The 21,098-nt window shown below is 59.4% G+C and carries 21 protein-coding genes; 11 read left to right on the top strand and 10 right to left on the bottom strand.

Annotated elements, in window-relative coordinates; all coding sequences use genetic code 11:
* Positions 1–118: 118 nt before the first annotated feature.
* Positions 119–517 carry a RidA family protein gene (locus ACQKRQ_RS16970; RefSeq protein WP_408179257.1) on the top strand — a complete coding sequence of 133 codons (399 nt, stop codon included), beginning with the start codon at positions 119–121 and terminating at the stop codon, positions 515–517.
* 190 nt (positions 518–707) lie between these two features.
* On the opposite strand, the gene ACQKRQ_RS16965 is transcribed toward ACQKRQ_RS16970, so the two are convergent.
* Entirely contained in the window at positions 708–1,628 is a 921-nt protein-coding gene (locus tag ACQKRQ_RS16965; RefSeq protein WP_427478369.1) for a carbon-nitrogen hydrolase family protein, read from the bottom strand.
* 81 nt (positions 1,629–1,709) lie between these two features.
* On the opposite strand from ACQKRQ_RS16965, the gene ACQKRQ_RS16960 reads away from it, so the two are divergent.
* Positions 1,710–2,621 carry a LysR family transcriptional regulator gene (locus ACQKRQ_RS16960; RefSeq protein ID WP_427478287.1) on the top strand — a complete coding sequence of 304 codons (912 nt, stop codon included), beginning with the start codon at positions 1,710–1,712 and terminating at the stop codon, positions 2,619–2,621.
* A 71-nt stretch (positions 2,622–2,692) separates the two neighbouring features.
* On the opposite strand, the gene ACQKRQ_RS16955 is transcribed toward ACQKRQ_RS16960, so the two are convergent.
* Positions 2,693–4,684 (bottom strand): acyl CoA:acetate/3-ketoacid CoA transferase, encoded by a 1,992-nt coding sequence (locus ACQKRQ_RS16955; RefSeq protein ID WP_132375011.1) that lies wholly within the window; start codon positions 4,682–4,684, stop codon positions 2,693–2,695.
* 604 nt (positions 4,685–5,288) lie between these two features.
* On the opposite strand from ACQKRQ_RS16955, the gene ACQKRQ_RS16950 reads away from it, so the two are divergent.
* Entirely contained in the window at positions 5,289–5,543 is a 255-nt protein-coding gene (locus ACQKRQ_RS16950; RefSeq protein ID WP_132375010.1) for a hypothetical protein, read from the top strand.
* A gap of 104 nt (positions 5,544–5,647) precedes the next feature.
* On the opposite strand, the gene ACQKRQ_RS16945 is transcribed toward ACQKRQ_RS16950, so the two are convergent.
* The 4 genes from ACQKRQ_RS16945 to ACQKRQ_RS16930 form a co-directional block, all read right to left on the bottom strand.
* Positions 5,648–5,932 carry a hypothetical protein gene (locus tag ACQKRQ_RS16945; protein WP_408179255.1) on the bottom strand — a complete coding sequence of 95 codons (285 nt, stop codon included), beginning with the start codon at positions 5,930–5,932 and terminating at the stop codon, positions 5,648–5,650.
* 226 nt (positions 5,933–6,158) lie between these two features.
* Complete coding sequence (locus ACQKRQ_RS16940; protein ID WP_427478283.1) at positions 6,159–6,713, bottom strand: fasciclin domain-containing protein; 555 nt, start codon at positions 6,711–6,713, stop codon at positions 6,159–6,161.
* A 667-nt stretch (positions 6,714–7,380) separates the two neighbouring features.
* Positions 7,381–7,602: a hypothetical protein gene (locus ACQKRQ_RS16935; protein WP_427478281.1), complete on the bottom strand. Its 222-nt coding sequence runs from the start codon at positions 7,600–7,602 to the stop codon at positions 7,381–7,383.
* Between the two features lie 350 nt (positions 7,603–7,952).
* Positions 7,953–8,339, bottom strand: a complete 387-nt coding sequence (locus ACQKRQ_RS16930; RefSeq protein ID WP_427478280.1) for a hypothetical protein — start codon at positions 8,337–8,339, stop codon at positions 7,953–7,955.
* Between the two features lie 430 nt (positions 8,340–8,769).
* Here ACQKRQ_RS16930 and ACQKRQ_RS16925 point away from each other — a divergent pair, with 430 nt between their 5' ends.
* The 7 genes from ACQKRQ_RS16925 to ACQKRQ_RS16895 all read left to right on the top strand — a co-directional run bounded on the left by ACQKRQ_RS16925 (position 8,770) and on the right by ACQKRQ_RS16895 (position 15,784).
* Positions 8,770–9,258, top strand: coding sequence for a MarR family winged helix-turn-helix transcriptional regulator (locus tag ACQKRQ_RS16925; RefSeq protein WP_427478278.1), 489 nt, complete (start codon positions 8,770–8,772; stop codon positions 9,256–9,258).
* 307 nt (positions 9,259–9,565) lie between these two features.
* Positions 9,566–10,345, top strand: a complete 780-nt coding sequence (locus ACQKRQ_RS16920) for an acetoacetate decarboxylase (RefSeq protein ID WP_408179251.1) — start codon at positions 9,566–9,568, stop codon at positions 10,343–10,345.
* 18 nt (positions 10,346–10,363) lie between these two features.
* Complete coding sequence (locus tag ACQKRQ_RS16915) at positions 10,364–11,146, top strand: 3-hydroxybutyrate dehydrogenase (RefSeq protein ID WP_427478276.1); 783 nt, start codon at positions 10,364–10,366, stop codon at positions 11,144–11,146.
* A 10-nt stretch (positions 11,147–11,156) separates the two neighbouring features.
* The gene (locus ACQKRQ_RS16910) at positions 11,157–12,434 is read left to right on the top strand and encodes a DUF3734 domain-containing protein (RefSeq protein WP_427478274.1); all 1,278 of its coding nucleotides are present in this window, start codon (positions 11,157–11,159) and stop codon (positions 12,432–12,434) included.
* A gap of 261 nt (positions 12,435–12,695) precedes the next feature.
* A complete protein-coding gene (locus ACQKRQ_RS16905) occupies positions 12,696–12,983 on the top strand; it encodes a hypothetical protein (RefSeq protein WP_427478272.1) in 288 nt (95 codons plus the stop codon).
* A gap of 51 nt (positions 12,984–13,034) precedes the next feature.
* On the top strand, positions 13,035–13,706 hold the full coding sequence (locus tag ACQKRQ_RS16900; RefSeq protein WP_427478270.1) for a DUF429 domain-containing protein: 672 nt from the start codon (positions 13,035–13,037) through the stop codon (positions 13,704–13,706).
* A 1,028-nt stretch (positions 13,707–14,734) separates the two neighbouring features.
* Positions 14,735–15,784, top strand: coding sequence for a LysR substrate-binding domain-containing protein (locus ACQKRQ_RS16895; RefSeq protein ID WP_427478268.1), 1,050 nt, complete (start codon positions 14,735–14,737; stop codon positions 15,782–15,784).
* 72 nt (positions 15,785–15,856) lie between these two features.
* Here the strand turns inward: ACQKRQ_RS16895 and ACQKRQ_RS16890 are convergent, their stop codons facing one another.
* The 4 genes from ACQKRQ_RS16890 to ACQKRQ_RS16875 all read right to left on the bottom strand — a co-directional run bounded on the left by ACQKRQ_RS16890 (position 15,857) and on the right by ACQKRQ_RS16875 (position 20,044).
* Positions 15,857–16,828: an ornithine cyclodeaminase family protein gene (locus ACQKRQ_RS16890; protein ID WP_427478266.1), complete on the bottom strand. Its 972-nt coding sequence runs from the start codon at positions 16,826–16,828 to the stop codon at positions 15,857–15,859.
* 48 nt (positions 16,829–16,876) lie between these two features.
* Entirely contained in the window at positions 16,877–18,220 is a 1,344-nt protein-coding gene (locus tag ACQKRQ_RS16885) for an MFS transporter (RefSeq protein WP_132374997.1), read from the bottom strand.
* Between the two features lie 76 nt (positions 18,221–18,296).
* The gene (locus ACQKRQ_RS16880) at positions 18,297–19,853 is read right to left on the bottom strand and encodes a M81 family metallopeptidase (RefSeq protein WP_427478264.1); all 1,557 of its coding nucleotides are present in this window, start codon (positions 19,851–19,853) and stop codon (positions 18,297–18,299) included.
* Complete coding sequence (locus tag ACQKRQ_RS16875) at positions 19,853–20,044, bottom strand: hypothetical protein (protein WP_408430175.1); 192 nt, start codon at positions 20,042–20,044, stop codon at positions 19,853–19,855. The genes ACQKRQ_RS16880 and ACQKRQ_RS16875 overlap by 1 nt, the downstream gene beginning before the upstream one ends.
* A gap of 239 nt (positions 20,045–20,283) precedes the next feature.
* Between ACQKRQ_RS16875 and ACQKRQ_RS16870 the strand changes: the two genes are divergently transcribed.
* Positions 20,284–21,087 (top strand): class II aldolase/adducin family protein, encoded by an 804-nt coding sequence (locus ACQKRQ_RS16870; protein ID WP_427478262.1) that lies wholly within the window; start codon positions 20,284–20,286, stop codon positions 21,085–21,087.
* Positions 21,088–21,098: the final 11 nt, after the last annotated feature.

Genomic DNA, 21,098 nt, shown 5'->3' with positions numbered 1-21,098 from the left:
AACGTTCTCCGGCCCCTGGTCACAAACCTAAGAAGACCGGTGGCACGAAGAACCTCTCCACGCTATGCACCGGCGTGGGCAACCTATTGAGCATTCGTCTTTTGTAGGAGACATATGCATGAGCAAACGCGAAGCCATCATCCCTGCGGGGATGGAAGCGGTGTACGAGAAGATTCATTACGCTCCAGCGGTGAAGGTCGGCAACACGATTTACGTGTCCGGCCAGATTGGTCGAGATACGGCCATGCAACTGGTCGAAGGCCGCGAAGCGCAAATAGTCCAGGCATTCGAAAACCTCAAGCTGGTTCTGGCGGCTGCGGGTGCATCATTGAGCGATGTGGTTGACGTGACCACGTACCACACTGACATGCGCGACCTGCCATTGTTCATGAAGGTGCGTGACCAATACCTGACTACGCATCCATTGCCGGCCTGGACGGCGGTCGGCGCGCACATGCTTGGCGGTGCGGCGGGTTACATTGTTGAGATCAAGGCGGTCGCTGTATTGCCCGATTAACTTTTGAAAAACCGACTAACGCTGACGGCGGATGGATGCGGCGCGGCCCGGCGACTGTCGAATGTCAAACTTCGCTTAGCGTTCGTGCAATCGTGTCGCAGAACCATTGCTGAGCCGTTCGGACCGCTACCTCCACCGAATATCTGAATGACGCGATTAGGCCCCCGATCGCCTGGGGGCATTTCGACTACTACTTGAACTCGACAGTTCGCTTGGCGCGCTCGTCGACGGACAGCGAGAACACGTCGGGCCGCGAGTAATGGCCCACCACGTCGAAGTCATATCGTGCTCGAACGAGTTCATCGGTGTCGATTTCAGCGACCACCAATCCGGTCTCGCCGCGGAGCGGACCAGCCAGAACTTCACCCAAAGGGCCCACGATGAGGCTGCCACCGTTGATGAGCGGCCGGTTTTCATCCCACCCCGGCACTTCTATGCCGAGTTGTGCCGGCGAAGGTTGAACCTGACATGCGCTGATAACGAAGCACCTACCTTCGTGAGCGATATGCCGCATCGAGCACTGCCAGATGTCCCGCTCGTCCACCGTTGGCGCACACCAGACCTGCACACCCTTTGCATACATGGCCGTGCGCAGGAGCGGCATGTGATTTTCCCAGCAGATTGCCGTGCCCGCCACGCCGGCTTCGGTCTTCACGGCAGGCAAGGTCGAGCCGTCGCCTTGTCCCCAGATGAGTCGCTCCGTGCCCGTCGGCATCAGCTTGCGGTGTTTTGCCACCAGCCCGTCGTCAGGGTCGAAGAACAACGCCGTGCAGTACAGGGTATTGCCCGCTCGTTCGATAACACCGATGACGATTGAAGCGCCGCACTTAGCCGAGAGGTCAGCGAGCACTTGGGTTTCCTCGCCCGGCACGTCGATGGCGTTGTCGTAGTACCGCGCGAAAGCCTCGCGACCTTCCGGCAACCGGTAGCCAAGACGGGTGCCGAAAATTTCGCCCTTAGGGTAGCCGCCCAGCAACGCCTCAGGCATGACCACGAGCTTGGCGCCGGACGCGCGAATCTGCTCTTCGAAAGAGAGGATGTGCTGCAGGGTCTGGGCTTTTCCTGCTGCAGAGGAACCGATTTGCAGCGCGGCGACTGTTGACTTGGACATGGCGTTTTCCTCGAGGAACGTTTGAGCCTGCATCTTTACCCGGATGTAAAATCGTGTGAATGCATATCGTCACTATTTGATATGAACAAGATTGATATCGATGCCGTCGACCTGAATCTCTTCAAGGTCTTTGAAGCTTTGTTCGAGGAAGGGGGAGCAAGCCGAGCTGCCATTCGGCTCAATCTGACCCAATCCGCGGTGAGCGCGGCGCTCGGACGGCTGCGCGAAGTGTTTTCCGACACCCTGTTCGTCCGCACTGGACGAGGTCTTGCGCCGACATCGCGTGCAAAAGAGTTGAAACCGCTGGTGAGCGAAGCGCTCGGCAAATGCCGTCAGACCGTCGCTATCGCCTGGCCCGATGCAACCTCGTTTCACGGCCGCTCGGTGTCGGTTGGGCTGTCCGATGACTTTGAGATTGCCGTGGGACGACAGTTGATTGAACGCCTCGCGCAGAGCGCGCCGGGACTGAGGCTCATATTCCGGCAAACCCATAGTCAGATTGCCGGCGACGCGCTGGCAAATCGCGAAATGGACCTCGCATTGTTTGCGGGTGCAGCGTCCGGCCGAGGGCTCAACCATCGGGTTGTGGGTGAAGGCGATTACGCATGCCTGCTGGATGAGAAGCGCCGCGCGGCGTCTACTCTGACGCTTGATGAATACGTGTCTCGCGGACACATTCTCGTCTCTTCGGGCGGGGTCGTGGGGATAGTGGATGAAGGGCTGTCGGCACTCGGTCGACGGCGTAACGTCATAGCCTCAACAACACATTTTGCTTCCTTGCCGCATCTGCTGAGGGGCTCGCGTGCAGTCGCGACCATTCCGAGGCATGCAGCGCTGGCGATTTCCAGACTGACCGGGCTGATGCTTATCGAGTGCCCTGTAAAACTCCCGATTTACCCCATCGTACTTGCATGGCGGACCAGCTCGATGCGCGATTCCGCGGTGGTCAAGGTCCAGTCCGCGATTCAGGAAAGCTTTCCTCTCATCGTCTGATGGCAAGACGCGGCCAGAGTATTCGTCGAAGCCCGCGTCCTGGTTCCATCGGCATAAGCGCATCCGTCGGGCTAACGTGACTCGTGAGACGACGCCTCCTCCGGGCTCTCATAAATGTACGTGGCGACACTGCGCCGCTGCAGCGCGTCCCCCAGTTTCATTCGAAGGAAGCTGCTTGTCGTGTATCGAGTCACGTCCGAGTAATATCGGGCGACCAGGCCAGTCACCATTTCGGAATAGGCATCGATGACTTCGGGCGCTATCGAGAAATTGTCGTAGTTGACGATTGCGTGAGGCCGGACCTTGAGGCCGGACACCGCCCGTTCGACCTCGGCTCTGACTGCTTCAACGTCGTCAACAGTCGTGACCTTGTGGCCTTCGAAGTTGATAAACAACATGTTTTTATCGGCGTCGTAGCTGAATCGCTCACTGAGTGTCAGCCTCAACAGCATTGCTCGCAAGCCCATCGGCTTATTGTCGAAAATGCGGGCGTCCATCAGGCGCGGCGGCGATTTGATGACAGGAGCGAAGCCCATCTGGGAAACGATGTCTCGCTGGAGATCGATCCCCGGTGCGATCTCGACGAGTTCGAGTCCGTCAGGCGTCAGGGTAAAGACGCAGCGCTCCGTAATGTAGAGCACGGGTTGCTGCCGTTCGTTGGCGTAGCGACCGCCGAAGGTGCGATGTTCCACTGCGTCCACGAATTTTTGACTGACGCCATCCTGAAGAATTTGCAGGCGCCCATCTTTGATATTCACTTCCAGCTTGCCGGCGTTGAACGTTCCGACAAACACAACCCTCTTCGCCGCCTGCGAGATGTTGATAAACCCACCCGCACCCGCCAGCTTTGGCCCGAACTTGCTGACGTTGAGGTTGCCTTCCCGGTCGACTTGCGCGAGCCCGAGAAATGCAATGTCCAGGCCGCCGCCGTCGTAAAAGTCGAACTGGTAGGGCTGGTCGATGATGGCGTCGGTATTGGTCGCGGCGCCGAAATTCAAGCCCCCGGCAGGGATACCGCCGATGACGCCCGGCTCGGTTGTCATCGTGAAGAGGTCGCAGACATTTTCTTCGTTCGCGACGCTGGCAATCCCTTCCGGCATGCCAATCCCAAGGTTGACGACGCTATTGGCCATCAGCTCGAACGAAGCGCGCCGTGCAATGACTTTCCGCTCCGTCAATGCCATGGTCGGAATCGAACTTGTTGCAATGCGAAGCTCGCTCGCAAAGCCGGGGCTGTACGACTCGGCGAAGGTTTGCCAGTGGTTTTCCTGTTTTGCGACCACCACGCAATCGACCAGAATCCCGGGTATCTTGACCTGTCGTGGATTCAAAGTCCCTGACTCGGCAATGCGCTCGACCTGAACGATCACGATGCCACCCGAGTTGCGTGCGGCCATTGCAATGGCAAGCGACTCGAGGGTCAGCGCTTCCTTTTCCATCGTCACATTACCGTTTGCATCGGCAGTGGTACCACGCACGATGGCTACGTCGACCGGAAATGTTTTGTACAGAAGGCAGTCAGCGCCGTTGACCGATATCAGGCTAACCAGGTCCTCGGTCGTGCGGGCGTTGAGCTTGCCGCCGCCGTTGCGCGGGTCGACGAACGTATCGAGTCCGACTGTGGACAAGTGACCTGGCCGATGCGCGGCGATGTCCCGAAACAGCTGGGAGATAACGCCTTGCGGGAGGTTATAGGCTTCAATGAGGCCTTCAACGGCCAGACGTTGAAGGCCCGGAACGAGTCCCCAATGACCACCAATGACCCGCCGAACCAGACCTTCGTGAGCCAGGTGATTCAGGCCCTTGCGGGCGCCGTCGCCCTGACCGCCCGCGTAGACTAGCGTCAGATTTCGGGGCGCGTCGCTATCCTCAGCCGTTGAGTCGAGGAACAACTGTTCAAGTGCGACGGCGATTTCTTCCGCAAAGCCAATGCCGACGAAGCCGCCCGTTGCCACCGTGTTGCCCGGACGAATCAGCCTGACGGCCTGCTGGGCACTGACGATTTTGCCTCGCTCGACGCTGTTCGCAGTGGCGAGAAACGGGTGTTGAAAGCCTGCGCTCATGATGTCTCCAAACCGCACCGCGGAGCCGGGCTCCGGCGCTATGTAGTTATTCGGACCTGCTGCAACTCGACTACGGGTTCTATGCGTTGGGTAGTGTGAAGGAGATTCATCGCCGGTGGGGAGCCGGCTTCGGGAATGAATTTGTGGCTCAATCGTAAGGGTACACGTCTCGCGCCGTCTATTTCGAACGTTGACGGAGGTACTGCGCGATGTACGCGTTAATCGCTGCCATCAAAGTCACGATATCAAACCTGGCGTTTATGGAGCCAGCCGAAGCGCTGGTAGAGGAATTGCAGAAGCGGCAGACGCTGGCAGGCGGCGCAGCACAGAACGGGTGCCGCGTTGTTCATTTTCGTGCATCCGACCCGCGCAACTGCCCCCGCCCAGACTCAATAGCAGATGCAAAAATGAGCAAAAGCCCGATTATCGGTCGTTTGATCATCCGGCATGCAACTTGCCTCTCAATATGCGGTGTCGTCAGTAACCCTAGTTTTCGCCGCCGGCTCGACGGGTTGATGCAAACGTCCGGGCCATGTTCGTTTTCTTCGGGAGAGCTAGCACACGAGCATTCACTTTAGGCAGTCGGAAACCGCAGGAGGGCTTTATGTTTCGATCCACGCCAGTAGTTGCCAGCAAAACTGTCGGCGGCGAAAAGATTCACGCTGAATTCCTCTGCGATACGGGACGACTGCGAATTATCGGCGGCGTAACGGTGCGGGCAGAATGGTTTCCGCCGCATTCCTGGTTCGCCATTGCATCTGTTGCGGGATACAGCCGTTGGGGCACGCGGCCGGACGAGACGGACTTGCTGCGGCTCATCGAGAACTTCATGCGGTTACCAGGACGGTCGGCTCTATGAGCAGACGGGCCGCAGACTTCCGTACCTGACGTAGCGAGCGCTTGCGAACCTGTTGCCGGGCGCGCAGACCATGAGTTTTCTGGCGCCGGCAAACTTTCAAGCAGTTACTGCCCAGTTTTTTTAGACATACTGCTGTCGTCGGGCGTCATGCCGGGCATATCTCTATGAGCCGTGTCCGCGCTCTTGCTCATGTCGCCGGGAACCCGATTCCAGGGGCTCGAGATGGGTTCGCTGTGATACGTCATCCCTGCGGTTGCGGCACCGTGAGCGCCGCCGCTGCCATTTCCACCGTTGCCATTCCCGCCGGCCTGCGCAAGCGTCGCGGCGCACGCGCAGAGTGACGCGACAGCGACACGCGCGAACAGAACTTTTGTCGTCAGCTTTTCCATGGTATTTCTCCTTTGATGCAGGCGCGTGCGTCAGCCACGCCAAAGTCTCGTAAGCCGCTAAACACTGACTGGTTGCGCAGCGGCGAATCGCGAGCAGCCACTCCAATGCAAACAGGGCAGACATTTGCTGCGCCCAGATGCGAGGCATGCGATTGAGTCGGAGCCCGGCACCGAAAATGACAGCGTTACGCTGAATTCCAGCGTCTGACGCTGAGCGCTTCTCTTATTACTTCGGCATCAGAACCTTGTCTACGACCATGATGACGCCGTTGCTCTGGGTGACGTCATAGGTGGAAATGTCGGCCGTGTGGCCACTGCCATCCATTACTACGATGTTGTGCGGACCGTTCTCCGTGAATGTCAGTTCTTCTCCATTGACTGTCTTCAGTTCCGCCTTGCCGCCGCCCGCCTTGATGGCCTGATCGAGCTTGCGGAAGTCATAGCGCCCCGGAATGACGTGGTACGTCAGGATGCTGGTCAGCGTCGTCTTGTTTTCAGGCTTGACGAGCGTATCGACCGTACCGGCGGGCAACGCAGCAAAGGCCTCGTTCGTCGGTGCAAACACCGTGAACGGGCCCGCACTCTTTAACGTCTCGACGAGACCTGCGGCTTTGACCGCGGCAACGAGCGTGGTGTGGTCGGCCGAGTTGACCGCGTTGTCCACGATGTCTTTGCTCGGGTACATGGCCTGACCGCCGACCATGACCGTGTCACTGGCGGCGAAGGCGCCTGATACCGCTGCAGAAAGCGCGATAGCGGCGAACATAGTCTTGTATTTCATGGTGTACTCCTCCAGAGTCGCCACGCGTAATTGCGTGGGTCTGACCGCATATACGGGGAATACTCGCGACTGGATTCGAAAACGGCATGCTCGCGACGACACAGCCTGATGTGTCCCAGCCTTGATGCTGTCGGGAGGTCGGGCGCTGTTACTTCAACAAATCACGTCCAGTTGCAATCGGGGCGCGTCGCACCCGGAGCGTCCACGCGAGCCGAGTCGCATCATTGAATGGACAACGCGATGCATTGTCACAATCAGTTGATATACAGGACGGGCGATCCGCGAAGGAGATTGATTTGAACGTCCGAAAGTCAGCGTTACACGTCGAGAGCGCAACGAAACATCCATTTGAGAGCTGCTTCGTCGACCTTGGTGGGCACTCCGCGGAGCGAGCCCTCACTGTGCTCACTGCAGCGGTGCATGCTGCTCAACGTGAAATGAATGCCTTTGATTGGATTACAAGCGCACTTCCGGGTGCGACTCTCAAACCAGCTTTGGCATTCGGCACGGTGGGCGAACTGTATCGGTCATACACGAGACCTGCTGAGCTGGGACGCTTGAAATTAGTGCTGCGCTCCTGACCGCTGTCTGGCATCGAGGGCGCGGTAGCTCGCACGGACTGAGCGGTGCATGTCGCCGGTTTCTCGCTTGTTTTGTGGCTGACGGTTCAATCCATGGCTGCGACACGCTTCACATAAGCGTCAATTTGCATGTCAATTAACGGTGTCACAGTCACTGCGACGGCTACGTCATCCGACGCAGGCAGTAACCCGGCAAATGCTGCGATGCCGGTCGCGCAGACCACCGCAACAGCGATAGAAGCGACGGCGACAAGTGAAGACGCACGCGCTGGAATGGAATTAGCGAAACCCTGCAAGCAGCTCATCATGGCAATCTCCCGTTGAGGCAGCCATAGTTGCAACGACCGTGCCGACGGAGAAGAAGTTTTCGAACTGCCAATCCAGCCGGGCTGCCCGCCTTGTTGATGCCCGGCATGAGCGTGCGAGCGGACGACTCGATGTTGGGTTCAGACAAACATTTCAGCTTATATGCTGTCTCCAAAGCCAACACTTGCGCGAAGCGCGGGCTGGGTTAGGTCAGTAATCGCCATTCATGCAGCGTGGAACTACGATTTCGGGGACGTATGCAGGTCGGGTAGGGAAGAAAGGTTCGCTACGAGCGACCTGTGCACGCATTTCGAATGCGCTGGAGTTGTGCGGAGACAGTCACTCGTGCGCTCTAGCGTCGCCACCCCGGATGCCCGTAGTAGCCACGTCCATAATAACCACGTCCATAGTACCCACGGCCGTAGTACCCATGGCCGTAGTACCCATGGCCGTAGTACCCACGCCCATAGTAACCAGGGCCGTAGTAACCGCGGCCGTAATAGCCTCGATATCCGCCGTACCAATAGGGATAACGATAGTATCCGGGCCAGGGGCGCGGTCCAAATATCACCGGCGGACCGTAGATGACGGGCGGCGGCGCATAGATTACCGGCGGACCGGCATACACGGGGCCCGCCACACCAATGCCGACGCCCACGGACACACCACCCGCCTGCGCGAAGCCGGCCGCACCCGCGCCTAGCCCGACAGCGACCAGAAAACGAACGAACCTGTTCATTTGCGTTCTCCTCGCCTCGAGGCCCGTTCGAACGACTAGCGACGGCGCAACGAGGCATGGACAAATAGCGCTGAGTCCGCTTTCTATGGAGTTCAACACGCAGAGGCTCATACGTGAGGCCGGGTGGCCCCTTGTCTTTAGAGTCGACAGTTCCGAAGTCGTTCAAGGAGGACTGCAATGCGCGATTTTCCCGGATCGATGCGCGCATCACGTCGAAACGCCTGCGATGCTGCGCCCGGGCAAATCGGGAACGGCGCCGTTCGCGACGCCGGCCAGGTAAGTTACCGATGAGTTTGTGCGAAGGCGTCCCAGTGACATCCCCGCGACATCTCGCGAGGTCACAACATAAACATGTAATTACGGCGTCGGCCCCGCCTTGCTACCATCGCCCCTCCGAAGAGCAATGTTCAACGCAATCAGGGCTGCATGAATGCCAGTCACGACAACCGAATCGAGCCCTGCCTTGGATGGGGCGCGTCCTCACGGGGCCTCCGCCGATGTCGATTTTTCTTTGGTTCGCAACGTAGAATCGCGCCTTGTCAGAGCGCGCGCTGCCTTGCTGAGGGAGTTGAATCAGGCTTTCAGCAGCCTCGACCTCAGCGCAAATGAAGCGACCGTCCTGATGGCAATCGGTGAAAGTGTCGCCGACACACCTACGGGATTGTCTGAGGTGCTAGGCGTCGACTCGGGATTCATGAGCCGGTTGTTGGGCCGATTGGAGAAGAGGCTGTTGCTGCAGCGTTCCCGAGGCGTGGAAGACCGAAGAGTAGTAAGAGTCGCGCTGACGGAAGTGGGCGCCAGCATGTACACCCGCCTCGAGCAGATGACTCCCAGTCTATTGAGCGGACGATTCGCCAGACTCTCGCTTGCAGAACTGGTCGAATTGCATGGTCTGCTTGGAAAACTTATCGGCGAATAGAAAAGAGGCCACGGCGCAACCTGTGCACTGGCTCAGCCGCCACATCGCCACTACGCGATGTCGGCGTGCGACTCCCGGTCGTATGCGCGGGTTCCCTTCGACGCCGAAATCCATCCTGCAACAATGTATTGCGAAGTTGCAACATGTGGCATCGAGGCAAGCATAAACACAGCTCAAACCTAAGCGGGATGGGCACTCGACGCCTGACACGTCAGTCATGGAATCGCCGTCCGCCATGTGCGCTTCGCTGAAACTCCCTATGACTTGCCTCTATGATGCTGCCTTCGTATCCAAAGGAAGAATTGCTGTGACACTCGATGAAATCCGCGCAAATGCCTTCGCAATGCCAGTGCACAACCCGGCCTATCCGCGTCCGCCATTTCGATTCCTCAACCGCGAATACTTCATCATTTCGTACGAGACCGACATCGATGCGGTTCGCGCGGTCGTGCCGGAGCCTTTGACGGTCGACAATGGTCTGGTCCACTACGAGTTCATCCGGATGCCGGATTCATCTGGCTTTGGCGATTACACAGAGAGTGGTCAAGTCATTTCGGTCCTGGATGAAGCCGGCCGGAAAGCCAGCTATACGCACGCGATGTATCTCGATGACGAAGGTCCGATCGCCGGCGGCCGGGAGATTTGGGGTTTCCCGAAGAAGCTCGCTTCACCCCGTTTATCCGTCGACGGAAAAGATACGTTGCTGGGCACACTCGACTATGGGACGCAACGGGTCGCTACCGGCACGATGGGCTACAAGTACCGCCCGCTCGATATCGAATCTGAACGCAAGAAACTCGCGGACACACCCAATTATCTGTTGAAGGTCATCCCCCATGTCGATGGCTCACCGCGGATTTGTGAACTCGTACGTTTCTACTTGCGCGACGTTTCTGTGCTCGGCGCATGGGAAGGCCCCGCTGCGCTCGATCTGCACGCACATGCGTTGGCGCCGGTCGCTGACCTGCCTGTCAAAAGGGTAGTGGCCGCCAGGCACGTCATTGCAAATCTCACCCTCGATGTGGGCGAAGTCGCGTACGACTACCTCGCCCCGGCGGAAGCGCTGAAGCTCGCCGTGAACCAATAATTCAACAAGGAGCAAATTATGTCGTTGCAAGGAAAAGTCGCGCTCGTGACGGGCGCCGCAAGCGGTATCGGTGAGCAATGCGCGCGCAAGCTGGCTTCGGACGGCGCGGCCGTCGTCATTGCGGACCTGAATCTGGCAAACGCGCAGCAGGTCGCGGACAGTGTCGTCGCCGCAGGTGGGAAAGCACTGGCCGTGTCGATGGACGTGACGAGCGAAGAAGCGGTCAACGCCGGTATCGAAGAAGCAGTCGGCAAACTCGGCAGCATCGACGTGCTGGTGTCGAACGCCGGTATTCAGATCGTCAACCCGATTGAAGACTACGAGTACTCCGACTGGAAGAAGATGCTCGCCATTCACCTGGATGGCGCATTTCTGACCACGAAGGCCGCTATCAGGCACATGTACGCATCCGGCAAGGGCGGCTCCATCATCTACATGGGCTCGGTCCATTCACACGAAGCCTCGAAGCTGAAGTCGGCTTACGTCACCGCCAAGCACGGCTTGCTGGGTCTTGCGCGCGTGGTCGCGAAAGAAGGTGGCTCGCGCGGCGTGAGAGCGAATGTCGTATGTCCGGGCTTTGTTCGTACTCCATTGGTCGACAAGCAGATTCCGGAGCAGGCGAAAGCGCTCGGTATTTCGGAAGCCCAGGTCGTTAAGGACGTGATGCTGAAGGAAACTGTCGACGGCGAATTCACCACCGTAGCCGACGTTGCCAAAACAGTCGCCTTCCTGGCGGGATTTGAATCAGCAGCACTGACGGGACAATCGATTGTGGTCAGCCACGGTTGGTTCATGCAATAAGGAGCCGACAATGCGCCGCAGTCAACGCAATACATTAAAGCAACCGAATCATCTTGAGCTACCTTCCTACGACGAAATCGGTTTGGTCCTGCAGGGCGGTGGCGCGTTGGGTTCCTATCAGGCCGGCGTGTATGAGGGGCTTGCTGAAGTGGGTGTCGAACCCACCTGGATTTCGGGCATCTCGATTGGCGCCCTGAACACCGCCATCATCGCCGGCAATGCACCGGAGGATCGCGTAGAAGCATTGCGCGGCTTCTGGAGCACCATCTGTCAACCAGCGGACTTGCTGGGGCACGTCGGCGCTTTGGTGCCGACAGCGTTCGGGTTTCCAGACGTTGCCCGAAAATGGTCGAGCATGTGGGCTGCCGCTCGCGCTTTGACCGAAGGTCAGAAGGGCTTTTTCTCACCGCGCTTTTCCGCACACATCGCCAGCATTGCAAAGAAGCCGCCGACCGAAGTGAGCTTTTACGATACGACGGCGTTGCGCGCGACGCTCCTCAAGTACGCCAATTTCGACCGTATCAACGACGGTGACGTTCGCGTCTCCGTCGGAGCGGTCAATGTTCGCACGGGCAATCTGGTGTACTTCGACAACACGCAGACTCGCCTCGAGCCGGAGCACTTCATGGCGTCTGGCGCGTTGCCGCCAGGCTTTCCGGCGGTGGAAATCGACGGAGAATATTACTGGGACGGAGGTCTGGTCTCGAATACGCCGCTTACGGAAATCGTTCGGGAATGCCAGCACAAGGACGCGCTGGTTTTCCAGGTCGATCTGTGGAGCGCAGGTGGAACGCAGCCTGGCGATTTCCTCGATGTCGCCGAGAGGGCCAAGGACATTCAATACTCGAGCCGTACCCGCGCCATCACGGCCTTCGTGTCGCAGAGCCAGAAGCATGCTCGCCTGATCAAGGAACTGCTTGAACACATTCCGGAGAAAGTGCGGCGGACACACCCGCTAGTCAAGCAGGCACAGAAAGTAGCCGACGGTGGTGCGGTCAATGTCGTGCACCTCATCTACAAGAACAAGTTTTTTGAAGGTCACTACAAGGACTACGAATTCAGCAACGACACCATGGGAGAACACTGGGCGAGCGGCCTCGAGGACATCCGCCGCTCGTTCGGCAACCCCGACTGGTTCGAGATTCCAAGTCATGATCTAGGCTTCGTTACGCATGATGTCCATCGCCACGAGACTGGCCCGGTTCCAGTTTCCGATGCGTCCCAGTCCGCGCCGCAAACGCTGGAGTTAGTTGACACGGCGACGAACGAACCGTCAGACGCCCATTAGAGTCGGCAAATGAGCGTCACGGGTGAGGATGCAGGCGGGTTTTAAGCTGCTCGACGCACACGGAGACGCTCCTGTTTGCTGCGGATATAGCGGGCGCCGACCCAGGCAATCCCGCGATGACGATTGTTTTCGGCCAGGTATGGCCGAACATGCCGCAACCCTCTGGGCGCTAAAGGCGGCACGGTGAGATAGACTATCTGTCGGCGGCTATCGTGCTGCCTTCGATTTCAATCAGGTTCTCTGACTCATGAGGCAAGTGTCATGGACCGCACTAATTTCCTCCAAGCCACGCGACATCTGGCGGCAGCCGCCGAGATTCTAGCCAGGTCCGGTCCTAAGGACTCGCAATTCGATGCGTCCCAAATGCTCGCATTTTTTCGCCAATACGACCGTCCTGGTCTCGACGCGAGTGTCGTCGCGACATCTGACGACGAGCTGTTCGAGCGCACAGGACAAGCCGCATTGACTATGGCTGGACGCAATGAGTTTGCCGCGTCACACGCTCTGCTTGAACAGGCGAGGTCGCTTCTGCGGTTTTCGACGGATTAAGCATCGGCTATTGCTACCGAGGTAAGCGTGCTCCGTTGAGAGTAGGGAACTATGAGGTCACAACGAGCTGTAGCTGGAATCGATATTGGCGGCGACCGGAAAGGAAATCATCTGGTTATCCTGCGTGACACCCAGATTGTGTGCAACCTCCGGTCGCAGGCGCCGGAACAAATGGTCGAAAAGTGCCTCCAATTCGAGGTAGGAGCGGTGGGCATCGATGCTCCCTGTCTGTGGCGAGTCGGCGAAGCCGGAAGGCAAGCCGAGAAGGAGCTCGCGCGGCAGCGAATCTTTTCTTTCGCCACACCGACTCGCGCAACGGCCATGGCCAGTAAAAGCGGATTCTACGAGTGGATGTTCAACGGCGAGCTTGTCTATCAGGCATTCGCACCGCATTTTCCCCTCTTCAACAATGGCGGAGAACTCGGTGATCGAGTCTGCTTTGAGACGTTCCCCCACGCTATCACCAGCGCTTTTCTAGGGACCGCGGTCGCGTCCGCGAAACAGAAACGAACTCAGCGCCGAGCAATTCTTCAAAATGCGGGAATTGACGCGACGTCGCTGAAATCTATCGACGAAGTGGATGCGGCGCTGTGTGCCTTGACAGCACATTGCTTGCTTGACGAGAGATTCGTGGCGTACGGCGATGAGCTCGGTGGGTTCATTGTTGTGCCGGCTCCTGCTGGCACACTCAAAGGATCCAGCGAATACCGTTTTCGCGGTTAGCGTGGCACGCCTCGTGCGACGGCACGATCGGGGTCTCGTGATCCCGTTGTAGGCGCATAGGATTTCGCTCACGAGCGACCGCAGTCTTAGCAAAGCAACCATCTTCAAGGAGGGCCGGTGCATCTACAGCGATTTTGGCCAGTGCTGCTATCAGTGGCGGCTTTTGGTTCAACCGGAGCATGGGCAAGCGATATTCAATGCGCCACCACGCGACAACCGGCTGAACGCGTCATCTGCGACCACGCCATCCTGAACAATGAATACGACGATATCTCCGCGCAACAACAGGCTCTCCTGAGCAGTGGAAAGCTTTCACCCGAACGACTCGCTCAGTGGAGGCAATCGCGGAACGCCTGCACCGACGTTCACTGCATCGATACGGTATTCGCCAAGTGGAAGGCGTTGGCCAGGTCTGCCGAAGCCAGTCCTGCCGCTGCACAGGCTCCGGCAATGGCTTCATCCACTGACATGGCTCCCGTCGGTCCGATGCCGGACGTAGTTCCCTCCATCGCATCTCAGGCCTCCCCAACGTCGGAGGCTTCTCTTGTTCGCCAGGGGAGTGCCGCTGGCGTAGCGCTCCCGAAGCCGGTTGAAACGCAGAGCTCTTCACCTGCTGTGGCTTCCGCTGCGTCCGGTCCGGTTGACAAGCGCGGCACGACAGGCATGAGCGCCGTTCTGATGGTGGCCTTGCTTGTCGCGATTGGATTCGCGGTACTCTTCCAGCGGCGAACGAAGCGGGGTGGAGGACCGAACAACCACTAAAGAACATTGACTAATGCGCAAGCCCGGAGCGGCCCCAACGGTAGGCGAGGGACGCAAATTTATGATGACAGGGACCGGCCTTACTCCGAGCATCGATTGGTTGCCTGACCGCTCGTAATACTCTGAAAATGGCGACGGACCTGGATTCAGCCCTGCGTGGGCGCGCTGGCTTTTAATCTCCGCCACCGTCGTAGGTTCCGTCACCTCCATTGCGCGCACACGAAGACGGATGGACAGGAATCGCTCACGTCAGGCGTAAAAAAATAATGGCGATCGCTAACGCCACGGAATACCATCGTCGGATCGCCGCGCTCATACCCAAGTCAATGATTTCGACCGAGGACCTGCATTTTTTCATTACGCTTGCGAGCGCTTTGTCGCTAGCGGATGCCGCACGTAAGCTCGATGTCACGCCGCCAGCGGTTACGCAGCGGCTGCGTCTTCTGGAAAACCGGTTGGGCATGCGGTTGATCGATCGATCGGGCCGGCGCATGGTGCTCACCGACGAAGGCGAGCTGCTTGCGGTCCACGCGCGCCGGATCTGCGATGACATTGGCAATTTGTCAGACACGCTGGCTTCGCGGCGCGGCACCGTGGCCGGCCATCTGCGCGTGATTGCGCCGCTCGGTTTCGGGCAGCGTTACGTCGCGCCTGTCATTGCGCAATTTCGTGCCCTCTACCCGGAAGTGAGCGCAAGTCTGATGCTGTCCGATCGCCCCGCGCGCATCTCGGATGACATGTGGGACCTGATGGTGCATATCGGCAAGTTGCGCGATTCGTCGCTCGTCAGCCGGCGTCTCGCACCTAATCGCCGCATCCTGTGCGCGGCGCCGAGCTATCTGGCGCGTCGCGGTGAACCAAAGCATCCAGAAGAACTGCTCACGCATGACTGTATCGCGCTGCGCGAGAACGATGAAGACGTGACCATGTGGCGTTTCACGCCGAGAGACCAGGGCACACCGGCGAACGTCAGAATCGAGCCGATGCTAACGAGCAATGACGGCGGCACCGTGCGTGATTGGGCGCTTGCCGGGCTTGGCATAATTTCGCGTTCAGAATGGGACGTGGCCGAGCATCTGCACGCGGGGCGGCTCGTCCCGCTGCTCGAAGCGTGGACGCAGCCGGACGCGGATATCGTCGCGCTGATCAACTCGCGGCATGGACGCTCACTGCGCGCTCAGCGTTTTCTCGACCTTCTGCATGCGTCGACGTTGCAACAACCCTGGTTGCCGGGTGACAGCGAACAATCCAGGAGCGGCAAACGTGCACAGGGCTCTGGTGCTGCCGGATCGACGGCTCGCGCGAGCGCCGGCTGACCGGATGTGGCCGCGAACCCGCACCGATCAGAGCGGCGCGGGCCTGGTCTGACTACCGGTGAAGCGGCGATACTACCAAGGCCACGACAACGAGGTCGCCGTACCCGTTTCGCAGGCACGCTCGTAAAGCAATCGCGCGACTGTCAGATCCTGCAGGGCGATACCGGTCATGTCGAACAGGGTGATGTCGCCAGGATGCCGATCGATCCGAACCTGGCCGATGATCAGATCGCCGATCTCGATACATGGCGTGTCGGGCGCCCATTGTGTTTCGCCGATTTCGCGTGCCTGGGTTCGATCGTCGACAAAAAGGCGGACGCGCGGCAGCAAATCTTCCGGAAGTTCGCGTTTGCCTTTGGTGTCCGCGCCGACGCAGTTGAGATGAGTGCCGGGTTGCACTGCATGCGCGTCGAAGAGTGGCCCCTTGCCCGGCGTGGCCGTAACGACCACATCGCTGTCGGCCACCGCGGCGTTACGGTCGGTCGCATGCAGGACTTCGCAACGTCCGGCGAACTGGGCTTCAAATGAAACGTCGCGCTCACCGTCCACGGTGATATAGCGAACGCAGGAAAGCTGTTCGAGCACACGCATCGCGAATCCGACCTGCACTTGTGCTTGTACGCCCGTGCCAAATACGCATAGACGAGCACTGTCCGTACGCGCGAGGAGGGTCAAACCCAAGCCGCCGGCAGCGCCCGTGCGCATGGTCGTGATTGCATTGCCGTCGATCACGCACACGGGCCGGCCGGTTTTCGGATCGATCAGGAGAATGGTGGCCTGGTGCGGTTCGCCGCCCAAGCCGCGGTTTAAAGGCCAAAACCCCGCGGCCTTGAATCCGAGCAGGCCTTGCGACTGCACGTCGCCCGATTTGATTCCGAACACGCCCCCTGTCACGAGTGGCTCTCGGACAACAGGAAACACACGGCCCTCGCCGCGGCTGTGAAGAGCGAATGCTTCCCGTACCGCGTCGACTACATCGTCAGGCTTCAGCAAGGCCTCGACCTGGTGTTTGTCGATCAGGATCAGCTTGGCATCATTGCGCATGGTGGTACACCTTGATTCTTGAGAATGGCAAACGCAGTGTGTCCGGCGTCAGGAGGCACTACCTTGCGGTGCGCGCGCTGGCTGCAATGCCGCACGGTTTGCGCGTTCTACGAACAGCACCATCATCGCGGACAGGCACATGAGTCCCGCAACACCGAGCATCGGCACGCGATACGAGCCGGTAACGTCGTGCAGCCAGCCGGTAGCATAGGGGCCGAGAAACCCGGCCAGCGTGCCGATCGTATTGATGAGGCCGATGCCCGACGCGGCCGCGGCGTTGCTGAGATAGCGCGGAGGCAACTGCCAGAACGAGGCATGCGGGGTGTAGACGCCGACCGCGCCGAGCGTAAACGCAGCCATGGCCTCGTATGGCGACGAAAGGAACAGCGCAGCGGCGAACGACAAACCGCCGATCGCCGTTGGAATCGCAACGTGCCAGGCGCTGAGCGCGGTACGTCGAGCATAGTGTCCCCACAACAGGATGGTCACCGCCGACACCGCGAATGGCACAGCGGTAATCAGTCCAACCTGGAAGACCGAGTATTTGACAGCGTACAGGTGGGAGAACTCCGCGACCATCTGCGGCAAGAAGAACGACAGTGCGACGACGCCGATATTGATCCCGAAGTAGATCAGTCCGAATGCGAGAACTCGCCGGTCGAGCAACGCAAGCCATGCGCTTTTCGGCGACACCCGTTGGGCTTCCTGTCTCTCCACCGCGAGCGCATGGCTCAGTTCGGCGCGCTCTTCGACGGTCAACCACCGGGCGTCGTCGGGCCGGTCCTTCATGACGATGAACGTGACGACACCGAGCGCGATCGCCGGCAATCCTTCTATGAAGAACATCGAGCGCCAGCCGGACCAGCCGAACAGATGCGTATGTTCCATGACGAAAGTTGAGATCGGTGCACCCAGCATGTTCGACAGCGGAATGGCGAGAAAGAGCAGCGACATCAGCCACACCCGCTCCTGCCGCGGCAGCCAGAACGTGACATACAGAATCATCCCCGGAAAGAAGCCTGACTCTGCAATGCCGAGGAGAAAGCGCAGCGCGTACAGCATGTGAGGGCTGTTGACGAATGCGGTCAGCGAAGCGATCAATCCCCAGGTGACGAGAATACGCGTCATCCACAGCCGTGCGCCGAATCGCGCCAGCAGCAGATTGCTCGGCACCGCAACGAGAATGTACCCGGCGTAGAAGAGGCCGGCGGCCAACCCGAACTGGGAGACCGACATGCCGAGTTCGCGATTCATCGTCAACGCCGCGTAGCCGACGTTCGCCCGGTCCATCTGGTTGACCATGTAGAGCAATATCAGCAGCGGCGCCAGACGCCAGATGACCTTCCGGGCGGTCTGTGGTCTGACTCGCGTCACGTCTAGCGTATCGTTCATTGGGAATATCCTCTGTTGCAATGGTGCGTGCCTTGCGCGTGCTGTGAAGACAGCAAGTCTTCGCGGGGTAATTCGTTCATCGCGGGTCGCTCCTTGGCAGAACGGTGCGGACCGTCGGACTCCACGTGGAAATGTCGTCCAGCGGTATGACGGGCCGCGGCAGCTTCTTGAAATCGAATCGCGCGAGGATCGGGGAAGTCAGACCTGGCGCATCGACACTGACGATCTGTGCGTCGGAAAAGAACTCGTCGAATGCCGCCCTGAAATGGCCGCGCGACTTCAATACGACGACGCGCGCACGTGCAATGTCGATGCCGAACATCTCGAAGAACATCGGCTCGTGACACTGATGTCGCTTGCTGATGACGATGACCGTCACGCCGCCGATCTGCAGCGCGGCGCACGGTCCAAGGTCAAAGCTGCAGCCCGCCAGTTGTCCGCGTCGGCCGACACCTTTGCCGTTGTGCAGTTTCAACACTCGGGCCGGCGCGTTGAACGGCTCCGAATACACAGTGGTTTCAGCACGATTGAAGCGCGCAACGAGCGCTTGCCCGGTGCCCGCCACGTGGGCGTCGGCCACCAGATCCGGATCGGTGACGACACCGAGGATCGCCCCTTGCACCTCCTGCTGAAGCAGCGCCTTGAGCACGAACGGCGTGTTGCCGCGCCCGCCGCCGCCCGGGTTGTCAGCCACGTCGGCGAGTAGCAGGGGCGCTAACGAAGGATCGTCGCTCGTCGCTTTGGCGAGGCGCACCGCGTCGTCGAGGGGCGTCAGCGTCGGCGTGAATGCGGCACGCTCTTGCCACGCATACGACACAAGATCGATGGCCACTTGATGTGCGAGCGGTGCATCTCCGCGCGTGGTCACGAGTACCGTCAAGCCGTTCTTCGGCGTGTCCGCGAACGCAAAGCCGCCGACAATCGAGACATTCACGATCCGCGGGTCGTCCAGCGCTTCCGCGCGCCGGATCATTTCCGCATACGGTCCGGTTCCCGGGGCGGTCAGCAACTGGGTGGGTGGCGCGCAGACGGGCATGCGTACATGCGCGACAGTCGTGCGCATGCCATTCAATAATTCGCTCAGGATGCGGGCGGCCTCGGCGCCGCGCTCGGCCATGTCGGTGTGAGGATTGCGGCGGTATGAGACCAACGCGTCGACGGTGTTCACCATCCGGTCGGACACGTTCGCATGCAGGTCGACGGTGGCGACGATCGGCACCGCGGGTCCGACGATATTGCGTACGAGCGTGAAAACCGCGCCGTCGGGATCGTCTTCTTCGGTCGTGATGGCGGCGCCATGCTCACAGATATAGACAGCGTCGAGCGGCAGTGCCGCACGCAACCGCTGTTCGAATTCGCCCAGCGTGTCGGCAAAGAATGCGTGTTCGACCGGGCCGCCCGACTCTGCGTTGGCAAAGAGGATCGGGACAGGTGTCCACTCAGAGGTCGCATCCATCGTTCGAACGAATGCGGGAATTTCCGGCGTCATCACCGGCGCTTCCTTGCGTGCGTCGTCTAGCAGCGCGGAGGCTTGCAAGTAGGCACGCGATACGAAATCGGCGCGCGTGGACACCGGCGCAAACCGGTTCGATTCGATCGCGAAGCCAAGAATGGCAATGCGCGGTTTTTTCATCAGTCACTCCTCAGCGCCGGCGTCACCCGGATCGGCATCGCACGTGGGGGGTCCCGGCGGATCATTGCGTTGCTTTCGACGACGCGGCGATTGACCGCGAGCATGCAAGCGTCGATATCTGAATTCGCATGCTCGTGAAAAGTATTGGTTGCCAAAATGCCATGCGGGTTAACGTCGACTGATTGCTTCATTCACATTGGAGTTAACCGTCTCGCACGAAAGCAGTGGACGCGATCGGTCGCGGGCATGCATGCGGGACGTTCGAAGAGCCACGGGCACCGCAAGCGTGAGTGGCGCCGATCTCGGCAAGCCATGGGGAAGTGGGCCGCACCTTGTGAGCGCAAGAAGCAAACTTGTGACAAATCGTCGATGGACCGTGCGGTCCGTGCGGCTGAGAATGAATGCTTCAATCAGCACGAAGGAGCATGTCATGGGTCACGCGGAAGTCCGCGAGTTGCAGATTCCGAAGCCAATTGGCGGACGCTTGCCGGAGCCGCCTGTATTCGCCAGCCTCGACGAAGAGCGGCAACATCGCAAGCTCAAACTCGCTGCCGCATTTCGCATCTTCGCGCGATTCGGGCTCGCCGAAGGCATAGCCGGACATATCACGGTACGCGACCCGGAGTTTCACGATCGGTTTTGGGTCAACCCGTACGCACAGCATTTTTTGTCGATTCATCCCGACGATCTCGTTTGCATCGACGAGGATGCCAACGTTTATCACGGGACCGGACCGGTTAACGCCGCGGCGGCCGCGATTCACTGCGGCATCCACGGCGCGAATCCCGATGTCGTTGCAGCAGCCCATACACACACGACTTTCGGTCGCGCATTCTCTGCGCGCGCACGGCTGCTTGCTCCGCTCAATCAGGAAGCCTGTCTCTTCCATGAGGATCACGTGCTATTTCGTGGCGACGTAGTGGTGCTCGCCACTGAAGAGGGTCGCCGGATCGCGCAGACGATGGGCACGAAGCGCGCCGCGATTCTGCTCAATCATGGGCTGCTGACGGTCGGCTCATCCGTCGATGCCGCAGCGTATCGTTTCATCGCGATGGAGCGTTGCTGCCAGGTGCAGTTACTGGCCGAGGCGGCCGGCCCGATCGAGCCGCTCTCCGACGAGCAGGCGCAGGCCACGCGCGCGCAACTGGGATCCGACTATGTAGCATGGCTTGGATTCCAGGGACTCTATCAGCAACTCCTGCGCGACAATCCTGATCTGCGCGAACTCGCCTGACGCGGATGTTG

This window comes from Paraburkholderia sp. NPDC080076 (assembly GCF_050281145.1).
In the GTDB taxonomy this organism is placed as follows: domain Bacteria; phylum Pseudomonadota; class Gammaproteobacteria; order Burkholderiales; family Burkholderiaceae; genus Paraburkholderia.
Note: the sequence above shows the minus strand (reverse complement) of the source record. Positions and strands in the feature narration are given on the sequence as shown.

Bases quoted from the DNA above. Each gene is read 5' to 3' on its own strand.
- ACQKRQ_RS16970 (WP_408179257.1), top strand. From the start codon at position 119: ATGAGCAAACGCGAAGCCATCATCCCTGCGGGGATGGAAGCGGTGTAC.
- ACQKRQ_RS16965 (WP_427478369.1), bottom strand. From the start codon at position 1,628: ATGTCCAAGTCAACAGTCGCCGCGCTGCAAATCGGTTCCTCTGCAGCA.
- ACQKRQ_RS16960 (WP_427478287.1), top strand. From the start codon at position 1,710: ATGAACAAGATTGATATCGATGCCGTCGACCTGAATCTCTTCAAGGTC.
- ACQKRQ_RS16955 (WP_132375011.1), bottom strand. From the start codon at position 4,684: ATGAGCGCAGGCTTTCAACACCCGTTTCTCGCCACTGCGAACAGCGTC.
- ACQKRQ_RS16950 (WP_132375010.1), top strand. From the start codon at position 5,289: ATGTTTCGATCCACGCCAGTAGTTGCCAGCAAAACTGTCGGCGGCGAA.
- ACQKRQ_RS16945 (WP_408179255.1), bottom strand. From the start codon at position 5,932: ATGGAAAAGCTGACGACAAAAGTTCTGTTCGCGCGTGTCGCTGTCGCG.
- ACQKRQ_RS16940 (WP_427478283.1), bottom strand. From the start codon at position 6,713: ATGAAATACAAGACTATGTTCGCCGCTATCGCGCTTTCTGCAGCGGTA.
- ACQKRQ_RS16935 (WP_427478281.1), bottom strand. From the start codon at position 7,602: ATGATGAGCTGCTTGCAGGGTTTCGCTAATTCCATTCCAGCGCGTGCG.
- ACQKRQ_RS16930 (WP_427478280.1), bottom strand. From the start codon at position 8,339: ATGAACAGGTTCGTTCGTTTTCTGGTCGCTGTCGGGCTAGGCGCGGGT.
- ACQKRQ_RS16925 (WP_427478278.1), top strand. From the start codon at position 8,770: ATGCCAGTCACGACAACCGAATCGAGCCCTGCCTTGGATGGGGCGCGT.
- ACQKRQ_RS16915 (WP_427478276.1), top strand. From the start codon at position 10,364: ATGTCGTTGCAAGGAAAAGTCGCGCTCGTGACGGGCGCCGCAAGCGGT.
- ACQKRQ_RS16910 (WP_427478274.1), top strand. From the start codon at position 11,157: ATGCGCCGCAGTCAACGCAATACATTAAAGCAACCGAATCATCTTGAG.
- ACQKRQ_RS16905 (WP_427478272.1), top strand. From the start codon at position 12,696: ATGGACCGCACTAATTTCCTCCAAGCCACGCGACATCTGGCGGCAGCC.
- ACQKRQ_RS16900 (WP_427478270.1), top strand. From the start codon at position 13,035: ATGAGGTCACAACGAGCTGTAGCTGGAATCGATATTGGCGGCGACCGG.
- ACQKRQ_RS16895 (WP_427478268.1), top strand. From the start codon at position 14,735: ATGGCGATCGCTAACGCCACGGAATACCATCGTCGGATCGCCGCGCTC.
- ACQKRQ_RS16890 (WP_427478266.1), bottom strand. From the start codon at position 16,828: ATGCGCAATGATGCCAAGCTGATCCTGATCGACAAACACCAGGTCGAG.
- ACQKRQ_RS16885 (WP_132374997.1), bottom strand. From the start codon at position 18,220: ATGAACGATACGCTAGACGTGACGCGAGTCAGACCACAGACCGCCCGG.
- ACQKRQ_RS16880 (WP_427478264.1), bottom strand. From the start codon at position 19,853: ATGAAAAAACCGCGCATTGCCATTCTTGGCTTCGCGATCGAATCGAAC.
- ACQKRQ_RS16875 (WP_408430175.1), bottom strand. From the start codon at position 20,044: ATGAAGCAATCAGTCGACGTTAACCCGCATGGCATTTTGGCAACCAAT.
- ACQKRQ_RS16870 (WP_427478262.1), top strand. From the start codon at position 20,284: ATGGGTCACGCGGAAGTCCGCGAGTTGCAGATTCCGAAGCCAATTGGC.